Consider the following 20,108-nt stretch of genomic DNA (forward strand, 5'->3'; position numbering starts at 1 on the left):
AGGCTGGCTGCATTGTGGCGCGGGACGGCCGCCGATACCTCACGAAAAATTGAATCCTGCGTGAGGATTCGTTGACCCGGGCGGGCGCAGCATGGCCCCGTCGCCCCTTCCCGGAGTCCGCCATGTCCCTCTCCCGCCGCCATCTGCTGGGCCTGGGCGGTGTCGCCACCGCCGCCGGCCTGTTCGGCCTGGGGGCCTGCAGCCGCGCCGCCCCGGCCGCCGCCGAAGCGCGCCCGTCGCGACAGTTCGAGGTCATGCACAGCGATGCCGAGTGGCGCCAGCGACTGACGCCGGCGCAGTACGCGGTGCTGCGCCAGCAGGCCACCGAGCGCCCCTGGAGCAGCCCGCTCAACAAGGAACACCGGCAGGGCACCTTCGCCTGCGCCGGGTGCGCACTGCCGCTGTTCTCCTCGTCCACCAAGTTCGAGAGCGGTACCGGCTGGCCCAGCTTCTGGGCGCCGCTGCACAACGCCATCGGCGAAGACCGCGACGTCACCTTCGGGATGCTGCGGGTGGAGGTGCATTGCCGCCGCTGCGGCGGCCATCTCGGCCATGTGTTCAACGATGGGCCACGCCCCACCGGGCTGCGCTACTGCATGAACGGTGCGGCGATGGTGTTCGCTCCCGGCGCCACGGATGGCACTGCCGACGGCTGGCGGGTGCCGGTCGGTTCTTCCCCTGCTTCCGGAGCCTGATGATGCTGCTGTTGCTGCTTGCCTATCTGGGGGGCGCGCTGACCCTGCTCAGCCCCTGCATCCTGCCGGTGCTGCCGTTCGTGTTCGCGCGTGCCGATCGCCCGTTCCTGCGCAGCACGCTGCCGCTGCTGCTGGGCATGGCGCTCACCTTCACCGTGGTCGCCAGCCTGGCCGCGGTGGGCAGCCAATGGGTGGCACAGGCCAACCAGGTCGGACGCTGGGTCGCCCTGCTGCTGATGGCGTTGTTCGCGGTCGCCCTGCTCTGGCCACGACTGGCCGACCACCTGCTGGCGCCGTTCCAGCGCATGGGTGCCCGCCTGAGTGCGCGCGCCGATGCGGCGGATGCCGCGGGGCACGGCGGCGCGTGGACCTCGCTGCTGATCGGCATCGCCACTGGCCTGCTGTGGGCACCGTGTGCCGGGCCGATCCTCGGTCTGGTGCTGACCGGCGCCGCCCTGCATGGCGCCAGCGTCGGTACCACTGCGCTGCTGCTGGCCTACGCACTGGGTGCGATCACCGCATTGGCGCTGGCGGTGTGGATCGGCGGCCGGGTGTTCCGCGCGATGCAGGCGCGGCTCGGCCTCGGCGATGTACTTCGCAAGGTGCTGGGTGTGGCCGCGCTGCTGGCCGTCGTGGCGATCGGCCTCGGCTGGGATACCGGCCTGCTGACCCGCTTGTCCACGGTCAGCACCGCCCGTATCGAGCAACGCCTGCTGGATGCAGTGCCCGGCGCGCAGCCGGCGGCACCGCCGATGATGATGGCCGGCGCCAATGCCGGTGCCGATGCAGCGCTGCCGGTGGAGGGCACGCTGCCCGCGCTGGACGGTGCCACTGGCTGGCTCAACAGCCCGCCGCTGAGTGCACAGCAGCTGCGCGGCAAGGTGGTTCTGGTCGATTTCTGGACCTATTCCTGCATCAACTGCCTGCGCGCGATGCCGTTCGTGCACGAATGGGAGCGACGCTACCGCGACCACGGCCTGGTGGTGGTCGGCGTGCACACGCCGGAGTTCGCCTTCGAGCGTGACCCACGCAACGTGATGAAAGCGGTGCAGCAGCTGAAGGTCGAGTACCCGGTGGCGCTCGACAACCAGTACACGATCTGGCGCGCCTTCAACAACCGCTACTGGCCCGCGCAGTACTTCGTCGACGCGCAGGGCAACATCCGCGGCCACCAGTTCGGCGAGGGCAACTATGCGCGCTCGGAACAGATGATCCGTCGCCTGCTGACCGAAGCCGGGCAGACCAATCTGCCGCCACCGGCCGATCCCGCTGCCGCCGGCCTGAAGGGCGTGGCCGTGCAGGCCGACATGGGCAACCTGCGTTCGCCGGAAACCTACTTGGGACACGCCCGCGCCGAGCAGTTCGCCTCGCCCGGCGGGCAGCGCAGCGACGCCGCGTTCGACTACACGCTGCCGGCCACCCTGGCGTTGAACCAGTGGGGGCTGTCCGGGCGCTGGACCGTCACCGATGAGGCCGCACAGCTGCAGCAGGCCGGCGGCCGCATCGCCTTCCAGTTCCATGCGCGCGACCTGCACCTGGTGCTGGCACCGAGCGAGGACGGCAGGCCGGTGCGCTTCCGCGTCTGGCTGGACGGCAAAGCGCTGCCCGCCGCCGATGCCGGCAGTGATGTTGGTGCCGATGGCAGTGGCGTGGTCGACGAGCACCGCCTGTACCAGCTGGTGCGCCAGCGCGGCGCAGTCGGTCCGCATCGCTTCGAGATCGAGTTCCTCGATGCGGGCGTGCAGGCCTATGCCTTCACCTTCGGTTGAACCGGGAGGACATGATGAAACTCTCCTTTGAACAGGGCATCGCCGCCGGTGTGGCCGGCCTGGTGGCCACGGCCTTGATTGCCGGTGTGCTGCTGGTTGACCACGGCGCGATTGCGGCGCCGGTCGAGGCCAGCGCGCAGATCCAGGCACTGCCGGCCCCCACCGGCGATGCGGCGTTCCGCGATGACGCCAGCCACGCCAGCGTGGTGTTCGCCGGTGGTTGCTTCTGGGGCGTGCAGGGCGTGTTCCAGCACGTCAAGGGCGTGAGCAATGCCGTGTCCGGCTACATCGGTGGCAGTGCGGCCAATGCGCGTTATGAGCGCGTCAGCGGTGGCCAGACCGGGCATGCCGAAGCAGTGAAGATCGACTACGACCCGCGCCAGGTCAGCTACGGGCAGCTGATGCAGGTGTTCTTCTCGGTGGTGCACGACCCGACCCAGCTCAATCGGCAGGGGCCGGACCACGGCAGCCAATACCGCTCGGCGATCTTCAGTGACGACGCACGCCAGCAGGCTGCCAGCCGCGCCTACATCGCCCAGCTCGGCCAGGCCGGCAGCTACCGCGCGCCGATCGTCACCCAGCTGGTCAGCGGCCAGCGCTTCTACCCGGCCGAGAGCTACCACCAGAACTACATGACCAACTACCCGCAGGCGGCCTACATCCGCTACTACGACGCACCGAAGCTGGCCGCGCTGGGCAAGCAGTTCCCGGCGCTGTACCGGCGCGAGGCGGTGCTGGTGCCGATGCGGTAGCCGGCATTCCCCCTTGGCCTGACCGACGCTCGGCGGTGCTCTCTGTAGAGCCGAGCCCACGCTCGGCTGCTGTTGGCGGAAGTGCAGCCGAGCATGGGCTCGGCTCTACACACAGAAAAAGACGCACGGCCATCCAGCCGTGCGTTTGGGAAGTATCGGCCGTGCCCCGATCAGGCCCGGCCGACAACGACATGCTAGGCTCGCCTTCATCATGGGTACAGCACCAGATGGTGGGAAATTCGATGGATACAGATGACCAGAGCGCGATGATCCCACCCCGCTACCAGCGGCTGTCCGATGAGCTGGCCGAGGCCATCCACGGCGGACGCCTTCCGGTTGGCAGCCGCCTGCCTTCGCTGCGGCAGATGGCCCTGCAGCGCAGGCTCAGCCTGAACACGGTGATTGCCGCCTATCGCCAGCTGGAGGACGCCGGCCTGGTCATTCCGCGGCCCAAAGCCGGCTTCGAGGTGGCGCCGCGCTTGTCGGTGCCAGAGCGTTCGCTGCGTGATACCCCGTCCGCACCCACCGCACCACTGCAGCAGGTGCTGATGGCCCGCGTGCTGGAAGCACAGCGCCGCCCCGGTGTGATCGACCTGGCCTTTGCCGGTCCGCGCGGGCGCCAGTTCTATCCGGGCGCGCAGCTGGCCCGGCATACCGCACAGGTGCTGCGCCACGGCCAGCAGACGGTGGAGACCTACGCGCGCCCCAACGGCTCGCCACGGCTGCTGGCGCAGATCGTGCGGCGTGGCCCGCGCATGGGGCTGCACACCCACAGCGAACGCCTGCTGCTGACCCATGGTGCGATGGAGGGCCTGCAGCTGGCGCTGCGCGCGGTCACCCAGCCCGGTGATGCGGTCGGCATCGAGGCACCGTCCTACTTCAACCTGTATCCGTTGCTGGCCAACCTCGGCCTGCAGGCCATCGAGCTGCCCACCCATCCGCAGCACGGACTGGATGTGGATGCGCTGGACGCGCTGCTGCAGCACACACCGCTGGCCGCACTGGTGGTGATGCCGACCGTGCACAACCCGCTCGGCTGCACCATGCCGACCGCCGCCAAGCAGCGCCTGGCCGAGCTGGTCAACGCACGGCAGCTGCCGCTGATCGAGGACGCGGTGTACGCCGAGCTGCAGTTCTGCGAACCGCCGGCGCCCCTGCTGAAGGCCTTCGATCGCGACGGCTGGGTGATGGTGGTCGGAGGTTTCTCCAAGACACTGGCGCCGGATTACCGCATCGGCTGGCTGGATGGCGGCCGCTTCGCCGAGCGCATCGCGCTGCTGAAATTCCAGTCCACCGGCGGCGAGCCGCAGCTGCTCGGTGACGCGGTCGCGGCGTATCTGGAAGCGGGCAGCTACGAGCACCACCTGCATCGCATGCGCCGGCTATACCGCGAACAGGTGGGACGGCTGCGCCAGCTGGTGGCCGAGCACTTCCCGGCCGGCACCCGCGCCACCGAACCGCAGGGCGGATTCCTGCTGTGGCTGGAACTGCCGGGCGTGGATACGCGCGAGCTGTTCGAGCGAGCGCTGCAGGAGGACATCGTGTTCATGCCCGGCCAGGTCTATTCACGTGGCGCGCGATACCGCCACTGCCTGCGGCTGTCGTGCTGCCAGACCCTGGATGCGCGCTTCATTGGCGCGGTGGAACGACTGGGCGCGATCGCGCGGGAGCTGGCGGCCGCAGCACGGTAGTGCCGGCCGCTGGCCGGCAACATCGGGATCACCGGGTGGACGCGGTTGCCGGCCAGCGGCCGGCACTACCCAGGATCACTCGAGCAGGTGCGCGCTCAGCGCTTCGCCATCCGCTCCCGGCAGATGCGGCAGCCGTCCCCAGCACGGCATCGGCAGGCGCTGCTGCAACGTGGCGATGTTCTCATCCTGGCGCTGCATCGCAGGGTCGATGTGGTTGCCGATCCAGCCCAGGCACTGCACGCCGCTGGCCTGCAGCGACTGCGCAGTCAGCCGCGCATGGTTGACGCAGCCCAGCCGCATGCCCACCACCAGCAGCACCGGCAACTGCAGTGCTCGCACCAGGTCCAGCTGGTCCAGCGTGGCCGAGACCGGCGCCAGCCACCCACCGACGCCTTCCACCACCACGATGTCGGCCTGTGCGCGCAGTCGCGCGAACGCAGCGACGATCGGCGCCAGTTCCACCCGCACGCCGTCCTCGGCAGCGGCCAGCTCCGGTGCCAGCGGCTGCCGCAGCGCATACGGGTTCAGATCGGCATAGTCCGGCACCGGCCAGCTGGCCGCCTGCAGCGCCAGCGCGTCTTCGTTGCGCAGGCCCTGCCCCAGGTCTTCGCTGCCGCTGGCCACCGGTTTCATGCCCACCGCGCGCAGGCCGCGCCGGCGCAGCGCATGCAGCAGCGCGGTGCTGGCCGCGGTCTTGCCGATCTCCGTATCGGTGCCGGTAATGAACAGGGCGGGCGGCAGCGTAGCGGGCAACGGCATCGATGGGCTCCAACAGGGCAACAGAGCGTGCATTATCGCCGGCCCGGCGCGCTTGCTAGACTGCGGGCATGTTCGCCAATGCCTCGCTTACCGGCAGCAAGCCGGAACAATATGCCCAGCTGCTGGAACAGGCCCGTGGCCTGGTCTACGCCGAGTCCGACCGCATCGCCAACGCGGCCAACCTCTCCGCACTGGTCTACCACGCCCTGCCCGACCTGAACTGGGTGGGTTTCTACCTGTACGACGGCACGGAGCTGGTGGTCGGCCCGTTCCAAGGCCTGCCGGCCTGCGTGCGCATCCCGCTGGACAAGGGCGTGTGCGGTGCCGCCGCCAGCCAGCGCGTGACCCAGCGCGTGGACGACGTCGATGCCTTCCCCGGCCATATCGCCTGCGATTCGGCCTCGCGTTCGGAACTGGTGGTGCCGCTGCTGCGCGGCGATGAACTGATCGGCGTGTTCGACATCGACAGCCCGAAGATCGGCCGCTTCGATGCCGATGACCAGGCCGGCCTGGAAGCCATCGCCCGCGTGTTCGTCGAGGCGCTGGGATGAGCGCACCGAAGCTGCGCAACATCGGCCCCAAGAGTGCAGCGTGGCTGCGCCAGGTCGGCCTGCGCAGCCGCGAGGACCTGGTTGCGACCGGCGCAGTCGGCGCCTTCGTCAAGGTCAAGCGCGCCGGCTTCAAGCCCAGCCTGAACCTGCTGTACTCGCTGGAAGGCGCGCTGCTGGACTGCCACTGGCAGGAACTGAGCGAGCCGCAGCGTGAGGCGCTGGTGCAGGATTACGAAGCACGCATCGCCGCGCATCCGCTGAAGGCGGCCGGCCCGGCGTCGGGTCCGGTGCATGAGCAGCGCTTCGATGCCGACGATGACGCGGAAGACAGCGTGACCGAGGATGCGGACGAGGATTGACTGCACCGGTAGTGCCGGCCGCTGGCCGGCAACTGCGTGGTCTTTTCAACGTTCCTGAGACTGCCGGCCAGCGGCCGGCACTACCGATGGGTTACGGCTGCTGCAGTTCCAGCAGCTCGCCTGCCAGCCCGGCTTCGCCACGTTCCAGCCGTACCCGCAGGCGCGTGCCGTGGTCGATGCGCAGCGCCCAGCACAGCGACATCGGCAGGCCGCAGACCTGCGACAGCACCATGCGCAACGGGCCTCCATGGCTGACCACCAGCGTCGGCACCGGATCGTCATCATCGAGCAGGCGATCCAGCGCGCGCGCGATGCGCCGCTCGAAGTGGCCCCAGCTTTCACCGTTGGGCGGTGGGAATGCATGCGGATCGGCATGGAAGGCCGCCAGTGCATCCTCCGGCAGGTCGAACAGCGACTGCCCGTCCCAATCGCCGAAATCCAGCTCTTCCCATTCCTCCTCCGCTTCCACGTCCAGCCCGCGCGGGGTGGCCAGGGCCATCGCCGTGTGCAGCGAGCGGAGCCGCGGCGAACTGATCACCCGTTCCCAGGGCTGCGCAGCGTAGGCGTCGACCAGTTCCTGCGGCAGGCGGGCCAGCTGCGGTGGATCGCTGCGGCCATCGAGGAACTCATCGCGACCGTTGCCGGCATGGCGGACCAGGTCGAGGATCATGCGTGCGTCCTGTACAGGCAACGCGGGAACAGCGGAAAACGGGCGGACATCGGCAACGGCACCACGGGATCGAGGGACCATTCTAAGGGCACAGCAAAGGCAGTCGGGTACGCTCGACGCTACGGGCCGCCTGCGATGCCGTAGACTGCGCGCACTTCCAGGTGACCTGCGGCCATGGCCGGCAGGTTGAAACGGGAAGCCGGTGACGCGTGAATCCACGCCAGGCCGGCGCTGCCCCCGCAACGGTAAGCACGTCAGTTCCAGGCAACAACGCCACTGTGCCGCAGGCATGGGAAGGCGCCTGGACGGTGGCCTCGCGCCACCCGGCGGCAAGCCCGGAGACCGGCCCGGAAGCCTCAGGTCGCGGTGCGGTGGGCATGGCGCTGGATGACCGCAGCCTGCGCTGCGGCGTCGGCGCATGCCTGCCTTCGCGGCTCCTCCCCTTCGCCACGCGGGCGTGCGTGGCACCTGGAGTCCCCCATGAAGCTGCAGTCCCGAATGCTGTCCCTGGCCGTGCTGGCCGCCCTGCCCGCGCTGGCCCAGGCCGCCGATGACACCACCGCGCTCGACCAGATCCTGGTCACCGCCACCCGCACCCCGATCGCCCTGCAGGACAGCATCGCACCAGCCCAGGTGATCGACCGCGCGCAGATCGAATCCAGTCAGGCCACCTCGTTGCAGGAACTGCTGCGCGGCCGCGCCGGCATCAACCTGACCAATGCCGGCGGGCTCGGCAAGCAGAGCTCGCTGTTCCTGCGGGGCACCAACTCGGGCCACACCGTGGTGCTGGTCGATGGCGTGCGCATCAACAGTGCCGACCTCGGCCTGGCCATGTACCAGGACCTGCCGCTGGCACAGATCGAACGCGCGGAAATCGTGCGCGGCCCGCAGTCCAGCCTGTACGGCGCCGACGCCATCGGTGGCGTGATCCAGATCTTCACCCGCCGCAACCAAGGCGATTTTGCTCCGCACTTCCAGCTCGGTGGTGGCAGCAACGGCCTGCGCGAAGCCAGCGGCGGCATCGGTGGCGGCACCGAACGCGGCTGGTTCGGCGCCGACATCGCCTACCAGCATTCCGATGGCGTCGATGCCTGCCGTGGCTCGGCGACGCTGTTCACCGGCTGCTTCGCCGACGAACCCGACCGCGACGGCTACCGCAACCTGTCCAAGAGCCTGCGTGGCGGCTACACCTTCAACGACCAGTGGAATGTGGAAGGCAGTGCGCTGCGCGCCGACGGCAGGAACCACTACGACGGCTATTACAACTACTCGGAAACCCGCCAGCAGGTGCTGGCCGGCAAGGTGCGCTACACCCCGTCCGGGCGCCTGGCCTTCACCGCCAACGTCGGCCGCAGCGACAACGAGTCGGACAACTTCGGCGACTTCGGCGCACGCGGCAGCGCGCAGACCCACCGCGATAGTGCCTCGCTGCAGGGTGACTTCACCTTGACCGGAAGCCAGCTGTTGAGCACCGGCGTGGACTGGAGCGAAGACAACCTGGATGGCAGCAGCGCGGGCTACCTTGTCGACAGCCGCCGCAACACCGGCGTGTTCGTGCAGTACCAGGGCCGCTTCGGCCGCCACCAGCTGCAGGCCAGCGCGCGCAACGACGACAACCAGCAGTTCGGCAACCACGCCACCGGCAGTCTCGGCTGGACAATGCAGCTGGACCACGGCCTGCGCGTCAATGCCAGCTACGGCACCGCCTTCAAGGCACCGACCTTCAGCGACCTGTACGACCCGTGGAGCGGCGTGCCGACGTTGAAGCCGGAGAAGTCCAAGAGCGCCAACCTCGGTGTTTCGCAGCAGGGCCAGGGCTGGCATTGGGGCCTGGACGTGTACGAGACCCGCATCGATGACCTGATCACCTACGATGCGTCCACGATGAAAATGCAGCAGGTGGAGAAGGCGCGCATCCGTGGCGCCGAACTGACCGGTGGCGTGCTGCTGGCCGGCTTCGACCTCAACGCGCAGCTGAGCTACACCGACCCGCGCAACCGCACCCATGGCAGCACCCAGTTCGACAACTGGCTGCCGCGCCGTGCACAGCAGACCGCGCGCCTGGACGTCGACCGCCGCTTCGGCGATTTCCGCGCCGGCCTGACCGTGCAGGGTGCGGGCAAGCGCTATGACGATGCCGCCAACGCGGTGAAGGTCGGCGGCTACGGCACGCTGGACCTGCGCGCCGAGTACGCGCTGACGCCGGCGTGGTCGCTGCTGGCACGTGCCGCCAACGTGTTCGACCGCCGCTACGAGACGGTGGCGTGGTTCAACCAGCCCGGCCGCGAGTACCAGCTGAGCGTGCGTTACCAGCCGAAATGAAGGCGCGCGCCGGGCATCGCCCGGCGCCGATCTACTGTAGAGCCGAGCCCATGCTCGGCTCACGCAATGAAGCAGCCGAGCGTGGGCTCGGCTCTACACCCGAACGCCCGCGGCCAACCCCGGCAACTCACGCAGGTCGTCAATCACCGCCACCGCCTGTGCGGTGGCCAGGTCCAGGCCACGCGGATAACCGTAACGCACCAGTGCGATCGGCATGCCCGCCTCTTCAGCGGCGCGGTAGTCGGTCAACGAATCACCCACCATCAGGCAGGCATCCACCGCCAGCCCGAAGTGCGCAGCGATGTGCCGCAGCGGCTCACCGCTGGGCTTGCGCTGCGGCAGCGAATCGCCGCCCAGTACCAGCGCGAACGCATCACCAATGCCCAGGTGCTGCAGCAGTGGCGGCACCAGCGCTTCGGGCTTGTTGGTGCAGATCGCCAGCGGAACAGCGCGTGCACGCAGCTGCATCAGCGCTTCGGCCACGCCATCGAACAGGCGCGGGCTGCGCAGCAGGCACTCACGGTAGTGCACCATGAACACCGGCATCACTTCGGCCAGGTCGACCTCACGACCCGCGGCATGCACGGCCTGCTCGACCAGGCGGCGCACACCGTCGCCGATCCAGCCCAGAACCGTGGCTTCCGGCACGCGTGCCATGCCGATGTCTTCCAGCGTGCGGTTCAGTGCTTCGGCGATATCAGCTGCGCTGTCGACCAGCGTGCCATCTAGGTCGAACACGACCAGCGGATAGGGATACGACAAGGGACGGCACCTGCACGACGTGGGGCCGCCCATTGTACGCCGCTGGTTTCTGCGCCGATCCGCCTCAACCGATCCGGCGTGCGCGGGTGGCCAGGAACGTGGGCAGGTAGCGGTCGATCAGGAAGCGCGGCTGCGGCTGCCAGTCTTCCATGAAGCGATCGATGACGAACCCCGCATCCAGCTGCCCGCCGATCAGTTCGGTCAGGCTGTGGCCAAAGGTCAGCGCATCGCCGCGGCCGAGTTTCGCCTCACGTTCTGCGGCGGGCAGGTCTTCCAGGTCCGAATAGGGAATGGCGTACTGCGGCCGGATCAGGCCCTGCGCATCGAGCTGCGGATCGCGCGCGCCGACGAACAGCACCGGGTTGTAGAAGCTGGCCATCAACATGCCGTCGCGCGCCAGCACGCGGCGGCATTCGGTCCACACCGGGCGCACGTCGGGTACGTACAGGTTGGAGATCGGATGGAACACCACGTCGAAGCTGTCGTTGGCGAATACGTGCAGGTCGCGCATGTCGCCCTGCACCGTGCGCAGCTGCAGGCCATCGCGCGCCGCCACGCTGCGGTCCTGTTCCAGCTGCCCGTCGGAGAGATCGAACACGGTGACGTCGGCGCCCGCAGCGGCCAGCACCGGTGCCTGCTGGCCCCCGCCCGAGGCCAGGCACAGGATGCGGCGGCCACGCACATCGCCCAGCCAGTCCAATGGCAGCGCGCGTGGGGTCAGATGCACCTGCCAGCGGCCTTCGCGCGCGGCGGCAATGGTTGAACTTTCCACCGGGCGCGACCATTCGCGCACTTCGCTGGCCTGGCGGTCCCAGGCAGCACGGTTGTGGTCGATCAAGGCCTGTCCATGGTTCATGTGTTCTCCTTGCCCGGTGGGCGCCAATCCAGATCCTGGAAGGCCGGGCTGGCGAAACACTCGGCCAGGTAGTCCAGGAATCGCCGCATGATAGCGGGCTGCTGTCGCCGTGACGCGTACACGGCATGAATGCCGAGTTCGTCCAGGCTGAATTCGGGCAGCAGTTCGATCAGCTCGCCGGTACGCAGCAGCGGCGCCACCTGGTAGGTCGGCAGCATGGCGATACCGGCACCGGCCCGCACCGCCTCCAGCAGCAGCGAGGCCTCGTTGGCGCTGATGTTGCCGCCCACCGCCACCGACAGCGAACGGCCGTCTCGGTGCAGCTGCCACAGGCTCTTGCCGACGTAGTGGTGGGTCAGGCAGTTGTGCGCGGCCAGATGCTCGGGAGCAGTCGGCGTGCCGCGTGCCTGCAGGTAGGACGGCGTCGCGCACAGCACCGAGCGGCAGGTGGCCAGCCGCCGCGCGATCAGGCTGGGATCGATCTGGCGCGCGATGCGCACGGCCAGGTCCACCCGCTCCTCCACCAGGTTGACCGTGCGGTCGACCAGCAGCAGCTCGATGCGTGCCGCCGGATGGCGCGCAACAAAGCCGGCCACCGCCCGCGCCAGGTGGCTCTGCCCGAACGACACGCTGGCAGTCACCCGCAGCGTGCCATGCGGCTCGGGATCATCGCTGGCCAGCTCGCCCTGCAGTTCCTCGCCGATCGCCAGCATCTGCCGGAAGCGCGCCAGTGCCGCCTCGCCGGGCCCGGTCAGACTGACCCGGCGCGTGGTCCGGTGCAGCAGGCGTGCGCCCAGCCAGCCCTCGACCTCAGCCAGGTAGCGGCTGACCATCGCCCGCGACATGTCCAGCACCTCTGCCGCCGCGGTCAGGCTGCCGCGCTCGGCCACCTCGACGAACACGGTCATGGCGGTCAATCGGTCCATATGCTCGATCCATGCAACAAACAAGCGCGTTATACGCTGTTTTTCGAGCGACTGCAGCGGCCTAGAGTGGCGCCATTCCCACCCCACAGCGCCCCACGGAGTCCTTCCATGAAGATCGCCCTCGTTGGTTCCACCGGCAACATCGGCCGCCAGATCGCCCGCCACGCGCTGGCCCGCGGCCACGAACTCACCGTCATCGTGCGCAGCGCACAGGACCTCCCGGCCGAGCTGGCCGGTGCCCATCCGGTGATCGCCTCGCTGGATGACCAGGACGCGCTGGTTGCCGCCATCGCCGGCCACGACCTGCTCGCCAGTGCCTACGGCCCGCGCCCGGGCGATGACATCGGCCGCGTCGGCGAGGTCGCCGCGCAGCTGGCGGCTGCCGCGCGCAAGGCCGGCGTGCCGCGCCTGGTGGTGGTTGGCGATGCCGGCAGCCTGGAAGTCGCACCCGGCGTGCAGCTGGTCGACACCCCCACCTTCCCGGAGGCCTACAAGCCGTACGCGCTGGCCCACCGCGAGGCGTTCAACCGCCTGCAGGCAGTGGACGACCTGGACTGGACCTTCTTCTCGCCGGCCGCCGAAATCGGCCCGGGTGAAGAGCGCGGCCAGTACCGCGTGCAGCCCAAGGCGTTCCTGGCCGATACCAGCGGCCACAGCCGCATCAGCTACGCCGACTATGGCGCGGCGTTCGTCGCCGAACTGGAAGCGCACGCGTATCCGAAGCAGATCATCACCGCAGCGTATTGATCCACGCACGTCCCATGTAGAGCCAAGCCCGCGCTCGGCTCTACGCGAACATGCAGACGGGCATTGGCCCGGCTCTACACAAGGAATTCCCATGCGTACCGCTGCCCTGCTGCTTCCCCTCGCCCTGGCCGCCAGCTTCACCAGTGCGCCGCTGCTGGCCGCACCGGCCACCACGGCGCCGGCGGCGGCGACGAAATCCCAGCTGCACCTGCAGACCTTCCATCCCGGCCCGCAGGCAATGTTCTCGGTGTCCTCGGTGCTGATCGAAGGCCGCCACGACGCGATCCTGGTCAATGCGCAGTTTGGTGTCAGCGATGCGCGCAAGCTGGTCGAGCTGATCCGCGCCAGCGGCAAGCAGCTGACCACGATCTACATCAGCCACGGCGATCCGGACTACTACTTCGGCCTGGCCACCCTGCAGGACGCCTTCCCGCAGGCACGCATCGTCGCCACCGCGCAGACCGTCGCCCACATCCAGCAGACCCAGGCCGGCAAGCTGGCCTACTGGGGACCGAAGATGGGTGCCGACGTGCCCGCGCGCATCGTGCTGCCGCAGGTGCTGGATGGCGATGCACTGCAGCTGGAAGGCCAGCGCCTGCCGCTGATCGGCCTGGATGGCCCGACCCCGGACCGCACGGTGCTGTGGGTGCCGTCGCTGCGCGCGATCGTCGGTGGCATTCCGGTGGTAGCCGGCGAGCACGTGTGGATGGCCGACACGCAGACGCCGAAGTCGCACACCGACTGGCTGCAGACCCTGCAGCGGTTGCAGGCACTGAAGCCGAAGGTGGTGGTGCCAGGGCATTACGCGCCGGGTGCGGCGCTGGATGCCAGTGCGTTGCGCTTCACTGCGGACTACATCCGCGCGTTCGATGTCGAGACGGCAAAGGCCAGGGACAGTGCGGCGCTGGTGAAAGCAATGCAGTCGCGCTACCCGAAGCTGGATGGCGTGGCATCGCTGGAGCTGAGTGCGAAAGTGGCCAAGGGCGAGATGCAGTGGCCTTAAGGTAAAGGGTTGTTTTGCAGGGCTGCGCCCTGCACCTGCTCAATGCAACGGCAACAGCTGGATATCTGTGGGTTGGCGGGGTGGGTCCGATGGTAGGGGACGCCGTGAACCCGTCCATGGGGGCTTGGTCGCGGCATCCATGCCGCTCACACCCCTGCCATCGGACCCACCCCGCCTTCGACAGATCTCGGCAATCTGCTGGGGTCGGATCCCGTTGCTGCGCAACGGGCTCTGACCCCGCCTTTGCCGATCAGAGGGATGTGGAATCGTTCGGTCCGTGCTCGAACAATTCCCCCTGCACCACGGCCTCCTTTTCGCGGAACCCACCCAGCCCGACGCCGACCAGGCGGTAACGCGTCTCCGCCGGCAGGTCGACGCGGGCGCGCAGGGCCAGTGCGATGTCGCGCAGTTCTTCCATCGATTCCGGCGGGCGCTCCGGGGTGAAACTGCGGGTGAGGATGCGGAACTGCGCGGTCTTCAGCTTCAGCACCACGGTGTGGCCGACGCGTTCGGTCTTGCGCGTGGCATTCCAGGTCTTCTCCGCCAGCTGCACGATCGCCTCGCCCAGGTCTTCCAGCAGCAGGTCCTCGGCAAAGGTGTCCTCCGAGGAGATCGACTGCACCTGCTGGTCCGGTTCCACCGGCCGCTCGTCGATGCCGCGTGCACGGTTGTACAGGCTGCGGCCGAAACTGCCGAACGCCTCTTCCAGGTCGACCAGGGACCACTGCCGCAGGTCGCCGCAGGTGACGATGCCACGCGCGGCAAGTTTGCCTTCCATCACCTTGCCGACGCCGGGCACCCGGTTCACCGGCAGCGGCAGCAGGAAGGCGTCCACCCGCTGCGGTGGAATCACGAACTGGCCATCGGGCTTGCGCCAGTCCGAAGCGATCTTGGCCAGGAACTTGTTCGGCGCGATCCCGGCTGAAGCGGTCAGGTTCGTCTCCTCGCGGATCTGCGCACGGATGGTGCGGGCGATGTCGGTGGCCAGTTCGATGCCGCTCTTCGGCTCGGTCACGTCCAGGTAGGCCTCGTCCAGCGACAACGGCTCGACCAGGTCGGTGTGGCGCAGGAAGATCTCGCGTACCTGGCGTGACACCGCCTTGTAACGTGCAAAGTCCGGCGGCACGAAGATCGCGTCCGGACACAGGCGTTCGGCGCGCAGCGCCGGCATCGCCGAACGCACGCCGAACACGCGTGCCTCGTAGGACGCCGCACACACCACCGAGCGCGCGCCGCGCCATGCCACAACCACCGGCTTGCCGCGCAGTGACGGATCGTCGCGCTGCTCCACCGACGCGTAGAACGCGTCCATGTCGACGTGGATGATCTTGCGCAGTCGGGTCATGTCAGGCGGAAAGGGCGGGGGCGTGCCGAACGGGCCACACGCCGAAGTATGGTCGTTGCACATCAACAGGATGCGCGTATTCCATTGAAAACACTACGGTTGCGTACGGTTGAAATGTTTGATCGGCGCAGTTTCCACGGGCATCCTCGAACGCTTGTTTCCCTGTTTCCCCGCTTCCAGGATTGTGCTTCATGACCCGTCTCCACGCGTTCAACCGCGAACAGCTGCTGGCCAGCGCACGCGGTGAACTGTTCGGCACCGCCGCCGGCCGTTTGCCCAACGATCCGATGCTGATGTTCGACCGCATCACCGACATCCACGAGGACGGCGGACCGCACGGCAAGGGCATGGTACGCGCCGAGCTGGATATCCGCCCGGACCTGTGGTTCTTCGGCTGCCACTTCATCGGCGACCCGGTGATGCCCGGCTGCCTGGGCCTGGACGCCATGTGGCAGCTGACCGGCTTCTTCCTGACCTGGCTGGGTGCCCCCGGCAAGGGCCGCGCACTCGGCTGCGGCGAGGTGAAGTTCACCGGCCAGGTACTGCCGGACGCCAAGCTCGTGCGCTACGAGATCGACATCAGCCGTGTCATCAACCGCAAGCTGGTGATGGCCCAGTCGGACGCCCGCATGTACGTGGATGACCGCGAAATCTACAGCGCGCGCGACCTGCGCGTCGGCCTGTTCACTGAAACCGGGAGCTTCTGATGCGTCGCGTCGTCATCACCGGCATGGGCATCACGTCCTGCCTCGGCAATGATCTGGATACCGTTTCGGCCGCGCTGCGCGAAGGGCGCTCGGGCATCACCGCCTTGGCCGACCATGCCGAAGCGGGCCTGCGCAGCCAGGTCGGCGGTCGCGTCGACCTCGATCTGGAGGCGCTGATCGACCGCAAGCAGAAGCGCTTCATGAGCGACGCGGCGGCCTTCGCTTACCTGTCCATGCGCGATGCCATCGCCGATGCCGGGCTCAGCCCCGAGCAGGTCAGCAACCTGCGCACCGGCCTGATCGCCGGTTCCGGCGGCGGCTCCAGCGAATGGCAGATCGGCGCGGTCGACCTGCTGCGCGAACGTGGCGTGCGCAAGGTCGGCCCGTACATGGTGCCGCGCACGATGTGCTCGACGGTCTCGGCCTGCCTGGCCACGGCCTACCAGATCAAGGGCGTCAGCTACTCGCTGTCGGCCGCCTGCGCGACCTCGGCGCACTGCATCGGCGCTGCCGCGGACATGATCCGCCACGGTGCGCAGGACATCATGTTCGCCGGTGGCGGTGAAGACCTGCACTGGTCGATGAGCGTGATGTTCGATGCGATGGGCGCGCTGTCGACCAGCTTCAACGAGACCCCGGCCAGCGCCTCGCGTCCGTACGACAAGGACCGCGACGGCTTCGTCATCGCCGGTGGCGGCGGCATGCTGGTGCTGGAGGACTACGACCACGCCGTTGCGCGTGGCGCGCGCATCCATGCCGAGCTGATCGGCTACGGCGTGACCTCCGATGGCGCCGACATGGTCGCGCCGTCCGGCGAGGGCGCGGTGCGCTGCATGAAGATGGCACTGCAGGGCGTCGATCGCCCGCTGGACTACCTCAACACCCACGGCACCTCGACCCCGCTGGGCGATGTCACCGAGCTCAACGCGATCCGTGAAGTGTTCGGCGATGCGGTACCACCGCTGTCCTCGACCAAGGCGCTGTCCGGCCATTCACTGGGCGCGGCCAGCGTGCACGAGGCGATCTACTGCCTGCTGATGATGCGCGATGGCTTCGTCGCCGGTTCGGCCAACATCAGCGAGCTGGACCCGAAGGTGGAGAGCTTCCCGATCCTGCGCGAGAGCCGCGAGCAGAAGCTGGACACGGTGATGTCCAACAGCTTCGGCTTCGGTGGCACCAACGCTGCGCTGGTGTTCGGGCGGGTGTGATTGAACAGGTGTGCCGACCAACGGTCGGCACCCACCAGAAGATGTGAAGCCGAGCCCATGCTCGGCTCAGTGCCAACCAAGGTCGGCAGCCACCGCTACTTCGGCAGCAGCGGCAGCAGCAGGGCGTGCGCGTCCACCAGCGAGCCGACGATGCGGTGGCCCAGTGCGCGCAGCTCTTCATCAGGATGCACCAGGTCCGGCACCTGGATCACGGTCATGCCGGCGGCCAGTGCGGCCCGCGTGCCGGCCGGTGAATCTTCCAGCGCCAGGCAACGTTCGGGCGCCTGGCCCAGCCGCTGCGCGGCCAGCAGGTAGATATCCGGCGCCGGCTTCGGCCGCGCCACATCACCACTGGTGATCACGGCATCGAAGTACGGCAGCAGGCCTGCGGCCGCCAACTTGCGGTTGGCGCGCGGCTGCCGCGTGGTGGTCGCCACCGCACGCGGTACCGCGTGCGCCTTCAGCAGCTCCAGCAGCTCCAGGATGCCCGGCCGCAGCGGCAGCCCGGTCTGCGTGCGTGCTTCGTACAGCTCATGGCAACGTGCCGCCACCGCGTCGATCACGCTGTCCTCGATGCCCTGCGCGCGCAGCAACGCATGCGTATCGTGGTCGCCGAGGCCGACCATGCGCAGGAACACCGCTTCCTCCAGGCCCAGCCCGAATTCGTCGGCGGCCTCGCTCCAGCAGGCCAGCGAGACCCGCTCGCTGTCGATCATCAAACCGTCCATGTCGAAGATGACGGCGTCGGGCAGGAACGGCAGCGCAGCGAAGGGGGTCATGGAGCGAACAACGTATCCAGGTCGGTGGAAGTGAGCTGCCGCCATTGCCCTTCGTCCAGCCCCTGCAGGTCCAGCCCGCCGACGCGGCTGCGGTGCAGGGCCTGCACGTGGTTGCCGGTGGCGGCGAACATGCGGCGTACCTGATGGTAGCGGCCTTCATGCAGCACCAGGCGTGCGCGACGCGCCTCCAGCACTTCGAGTTCAGCCGGCAGCAGGGGCGTCTTCTCGGACTCCAGCATCAGCGTACCGCTGGCGAACAACGCCACTTCGTCGCCGCGCAGGTCCTCGCTCAACTCGACTTCGTAGACCTTCGGCAGCTTCGACTTCGGCGAGATGATCCGGTGCAGCAGGCCGCCATCGTCGGTCAGCAGCAGCAGGCCACTGGTCTCGCGGTCGAGGCGGCCCACCGTGGACAGCACCGGATCACGGTCGCGGAAGCGCGGCGGCAGCAGGTCGTAGATCAGGCGGCCGGTGTCCTTGGTCGAACAGGTGTAGCCGGCGGGCTTGTGCAGCGCGATCGACAGCCCCACCGGCGGGTCCAGCGGCTCGCCATCGACGCGGATCGCCTCGTGCGGCACCTGGTCATCGGCGTACAGCACCTCACCGTCGGCGTCGGTGACGCGGCCTTCGCGGAACATCCACTGCACCTGCTTGCGGCTGCCATAGCCCAGGTTGGCGATCAGCTTGACCAGCTTCACTTGCCCTTCCCCTTCACTGCTTCAACCAGCTTGAAACCGTCGCGCTCGGCGACCACGCGCACCGCACCGAAGCTGTCGTTGAGGGTGTGCTCGTACGGCAGATGGCGGTTGGCCACCACGTACAGGCGCCCGCCCGGGCGCAGCGCCTGCGCGGCCACGGCGATGAAGCGCTGGCCGATGTCCGGGCGGTCGGCACGCGACGGCGTGTGGAACGGCGGGTTGCTGATGATGACGTCGTAGCCCGGCTCGATGCCGGCGGTGACGTCGCGCCACAGGAAGCGCAGCGGCAGCGCGCGCGGCGGCGGCGCCAGGTTCAGTTCGGCCAGGGCCAGCGCACGCTGCTCGGCCTCGTACAGGTCCAGCGCGGTGATCTTCGGGCAGCGTTCCAGCAGCTCGCGCGAGAGATAGCCGTAGCCTGCGCCAAGGTCGGCGGCGCGGCCGGCCAGGTCGGCCGGCAGGTGCTCGGCCAGCAGCGCCGATGCCGGATCGATGCGGTCCCAGGCGAACACGCCCGGGCGGCTGAGGAAGCGTCCGCCCATGATCGGGCGCACCGCATCCAGCGCCGACCAGCGCTTGGCCAGGTCGGCGTCGTGCTGGCCCTGCAGCGGGGCGGTCCAGTACACGCGGCAGTGGTTCTTGGTCAGGCAGCCGCCGAGACCGGCCAGCTGCTTGAGGTCGCCTTCACCGGAGCGCGCGCCTTCGTTGTTGGCCTGGCAGGCAACGATGCGGCCGCCCTCGGCGACCAGCGCCAACGCGCGGGCGAACAGCGCACGGGCTTCTTCACGCTGGCGCGGTGGCAGCACCAGCACCAGCGGGTAACGGCCCTTGCCGGCCACATCGTCCAGCTGGCCGCTGACGGTCCAGCCGGCGGCCTGCTGCAGCGGCTGCGCGAACGGGGCAAAGCTCTGTTCGCAGTGCAGCTCGCGGTTGCCGGCCGCTTCGCGCAGCGGCCAGCCATCGCGGGCACGCAGGAAAGCCACCGGGCCCTCCGGCCAGCGCAGGGCGCCTTGGGAGAACGGCAGGAGCAGGGTCTGCAGGGGGGCGTCGTCGCTGGAGGCCATCGGCGCGGGTACTTCAAGCGTGAGGGCCGTCCATTGTACCGGCTTGGCCGGGCCGGCCCCGGCAGGCGCTTTGCGAAACCCGAACGGGGCCTTGATCTGCCAGAAACATTGAAACGTTCAGGGTAGAGGCTCCCCCGGAAACCCAGGAGAACCTGCATGCGAGCCTTGTTCGTCGGTGGCGTCGTCGACAACAGTGAAATGGACCTGGAAGGCAGCCATCCGCCCGTGCACTACCCCGAGGACACCGGCGGCGGCCACTCGCGCTACCGGCTGCACCAGGTCGGCCATGGCGCCGATGGCAGCGTGGCCTACGCCGTCTACGGGGCACCGGACCTGGCCGATGACGAGGTGGCGAGGGTTGCAGAGGAGCGGGCGTACGCACGCCGATTCGAGGCGACGCCGACCCTGTTCGAGCATTGACACACCGGTAGCGCCCGAGCCCACGCTC

General features: G+C 68.6%; 21 protein-coding genes and 1 riboswitch. Of the genes, 12 read left to right on the forward strand and 9 right to left on the reverse strand.

Annotation, left to right across the window (positions count from 1 at the left end; translation table 11 throughout):
- The first annotated feature begins 122 nt into the window (after nt 1-122).
- From msrB to AC5P7F_RS17220, 4 genes are all read left to right on the forward strand, one after another.
- The gene (gene msrB / locus AC5P7F_RS17205; RefSeq protein WP_032959218.1) at nt 123-695 is read left to right on the forward strand and encodes a peptide-methionine (R)-S-oxide reductase MsrB; all 573 of its coding nucleotides are present in this window, start codon (nt 123-125) and stop codon (nt 693-695) included.
- A 2-nt stretch (nt 696-697) separates the two neighbouring features.
- Complete coding sequence (locus tag AC5P7F_RS17210) at nt 698-2,464, forward strand: redoxin family protein (protein ID WP_197603059.1); 1,767 nt, start codon at nt 698-700, stop codon at nt 2,462-2,464.
- Between the two features lie 14 nt (nt 2,465-2,478).
- On the forward strand, nt 2,479-3,216 hold the full coding sequence (gene msrA, locus AC5P7F_RS17215) for a peptide-methionine (S)-S-oxide reductase MsrA (protein ID WP_197603061.1): 738 nt from the start codon (nt 2,479-2,481) through the stop codon (nt 3,214-3,216).
- 242 nt (nt 3,217-3,458) lie between these two features.
- Nucleotides 3,459-4,907 carry an aminotransferase-like domain-containing protein gene (locus tag AC5P7F_RS17220; protein ID WP_014645822.1) on the forward strand — a complete coding sequence of 483 codons (1,449 nt, stop codon included), beginning with the start codon at nt 3,459-3,461 and terminating at the stop codon, nt 4,905-4,907.
- Between the two features lie 75 nt (nt 4,908-4,982).
- On the opposite strand, the gene bioD is transcribed toward AC5P7F_RS17220, so the two are convergent.
- Entirely contained in the window at nt 4,983-5,666 is a 684-nt protein-coding gene (gene bioD / locus AC5P7F_RS17225) for a dethiobiotin synthase (RefSeq protein ID WP_197603008.1), read from the reverse strand.
- Nucleotides 5,667-5,734: 68 nt separating this feature from the next.
- Here bioD and AC5P7F_RS17230 point away from each other — a divergent pair, with 68 nt between their 5' ends.
- Together AC5P7F_RS17230 and AC5P7F_RS17235 are read left to right on the forward strand one after the other, a co-directional pair.
- Entirely contained in the window at nt 5,735-6,217 is a 483-nt protein-coding gene (locus tag AC5P7F_RS17230; protein WP_014645821.1) for a GAF domain-containing protein, read from the forward strand.
- Nucleotides 6,214-6,576, forward strand: a complete 363-nt coding sequence (locus AC5P7F_RS17235) for a TfoX/Sxy family protein (protein ID WP_014645820.1) — start codon at nt 6,214-6,216, stop codon at nt 6,574-6,576. Before AC5P7F_RS17230 ends, AC5P7F_RS17235 begins: the two co-directional genes overlap by 4 nt.
- A 91-nt stretch (nt 6,577-6,667) precedes the next feature.
- Here AC5P7F_RS17235 and AC5P7F_RS17240 read toward each other — a convergent pair whose 3' ends face one another.
- Complete coding sequence (locus tag AC5P7F_RS17240) at nt 6,668-7,246, reverse strand: histidine phosphatase family protein (protein WP_049408270.1); 579 nt, start codon at nt 7,244-7,246, stop codon at nt 6,668-6,670.
- 142 nt (nt 7,247-7,388) lie between these two features.
- Nucleotides 7,389-7,611: riboswitch (cobalamin riboswitch) on the forward strand.
- Between the two features lie 115 nt (nt 7,612-7,726).
- Between AC5P7F_RS17240 and btuB the strand changes: the two genes are divergently transcribed.
- Entirely contained in the window at nt 7,727-9,568 is a 1,842-nt protein-coding gene (gene btuB / locus AC5P7F_RS17245; RefSeq protein ID WP_197641383.1) for a TonB-dependent vitamin B12 receptor, read from the forward strand.
- Between the two features lie 93 nt (nt 9,569-9,661).
- Here btuB and gph read toward each other — a convergent pair whose 3' ends face one another.
- From gph to AC5P7F_RS17260, 3 genes are all read right to left on the reverse strand, one after another.
- Nucleotides 9,662-10,330 carry a phosphoglycolate phosphatase gene (gph, locus tag AC5P7F_RS17250; protein WP_126411685.1) on the reverse strand — a complete coding sequence of 223 codons (669 nt, stop codon included), beginning with the start codon at nt 10,328-10,330 and terminating at the stop codon, nt 9,662-9,664.
- Nucleotides 10,331-10,394: 64 nt separating this feature from the next.
- Entirely contained in the window at nt 10,395-11,186 is a 792-nt protein-coding gene (locus tag AC5P7F_RS17255) for a class I SAM-dependent methyltransferase (RefSeq protein WP_014645816.1), read from the reverse strand.
- Nucleotides 11,183-12,112 (reverse strand): LysR family transcriptional regulator, encoded by a 930-nt coding sequence (locus AC5P7F_RS17260; protein ID WP_014645815.1) that lies wholly within the window; start codon nt 12,110-12,112, stop codon nt 11,183-11,185. The genes AC5P7F_RS17255 and AC5P7F_RS17260 overlap by 4 nt, the downstream gene beginning before the upstream one ends.
- A gap of 108 nt (nt 12,113-12,220) precedes the next feature.
- Here AC5P7F_RS17260 and AC5P7F_RS17265 point away from each other — a divergent pair, with 108 nt between their 5' ends.
- Nucleotides 12,221-12,859 carry an NAD(P)-dependent oxidoreductase gene (locus tag AC5P7F_RS17265; protein WP_481462533.1) on the forward strand — a complete coding sequence of 213 codons (639 nt, stop codon included), beginning with the start codon at nt 12,221-12,223 and terminating at the stop codon, nt 12,857-12,859.
- A 91-nt stretch (nt 12,860-12,950) separates the two neighbouring features.
- On the forward strand, nt 12,951-13,862 hold the full coding sequence (locus tag AC5P7F_RS17270; RefSeq protein WP_197603014.1) for an MBL fold metallo-hydrolase: 912 nt from the start codon (nt 12,951-12,953) through the stop codon (nt 13,860-13,862).
- A 250-nt stretch (nt 13,863-14,112) separates the two neighbouring features.
- On the opposite strand, the gene dinB is transcribed toward AC5P7F_RS17270, so the two are convergent.
- Nucleotides 14,113-15,207 (reverse strand): DNA polymerase IV, encoded by a 1,095-nt coding sequence (gene dinB, locus AC5P7F_RS17275; RefSeq protein WP_049441381.1) that lies wholly within the window; start codon nt 15,205-15,207, stop codon nt 14,113-14,115.
- A 191-nt stretch (nt 15,208-15,398) separates the two neighbouring features.
- Between dinB and fabA the strand changes: the two genes are divergently transcribed.
- Nucleotides 15,399-15,914: a 3-hydroxyacyl-[acyl-carrier-protein] dehydratase FabA gene (fabA, locus tag AC5P7F_RS17280; RefSeq protein ID WP_014035851.1), complete on the forward strand. Its 516-nt coding sequence runs from the start codon at nt 15,399-15,401 to the stop codon at nt 15,912-15,914.
- Nucleotides 15,914-17,122 (forward strand): beta-ketoacyl-ACP synthase I, encoded by a 1,209-nt coding sequence (gene fabB, locus AC5P7F_RS17285; RefSeq protein ID WP_481462532.1) that lies wholly within the window; start codon nt 15,914-15,916, stop codon nt 17,120-17,122. The genes fabA and fabB overlap by 1 nt, the downstream gene beginning before the upstream one ends.
- A gap of 95 nt (nt 17,123-17,217) precedes the next feature.
- Here the strand turns inward: fabB and AC5P7F_RS17290 are convergent, their stop codons facing one another.
- From AC5P7F_RS17290 to AC5P7F_RS17300, 3 genes are read right to left on the reverse strand one after another with little or no spacing between them, the layout of a single operon-like run.
- Complete coding sequence (locus AC5P7F_RS17290) at nt 17,218-17,901, reverse strand: HAD family hydrolase (RefSeq protein WP_014645810.1); 684 nt, start codon at nt 17,899-17,901, stop codon at nt 17,218-17,220.
- Complete coding sequence (locus AC5P7F_RS17295; RefSeq protein WP_014645809.1) at nt 17,898-18,599, reverse strand: pseudouridine synthase; 702 nt, start codon at nt 18,597-18,599, stop codon at nt 17,898-17,900. The genes AC5P7F_RS17290 and AC5P7F_RS17295 overlap by 4 nt, the downstream gene beginning before the upstream one ends.
- The gene (locus AC5P7F_RS17300; RefSeq protein WP_049441343.1) at nt 18,596-19,660 is read right to left on the reverse strand and encodes a class I SAM-dependent methyltransferase; all 1,065 of its coding nucleotides are present in this window, start codon (nt 19,658-19,660) and stop codon (nt 18,596-18,598) included. The genes AC5P7F_RS17295 and AC5P7F_RS17300 overlap by 4 nt, the downstream gene beginning before the upstream one ends.
- A gap of 156 nt (nt 19,661-19,816) precedes the next feature.
- Here AC5P7F_RS17300 and AC5P7F_RS17305 point away from each other — a divergent pair, with 156 nt between their 5' ends.
- Nucleotides 19,817-20,080 (forward strand): hypothetical protein, encoded by a 264-nt coding sequence (locus AC5P7F_RS17305; protein WP_005407925.1) that lies wholly within the window; start codon nt 19,817-19,819, stop codon nt 20,078-20,080.
- Nucleotides 20,081-20,108 lie beyond the last annotated feature (28 nt).

It is taken from the genome of Stenotrophomonas sp. YJH_SMC_105-26 (genome assembly GCF_059368915.1).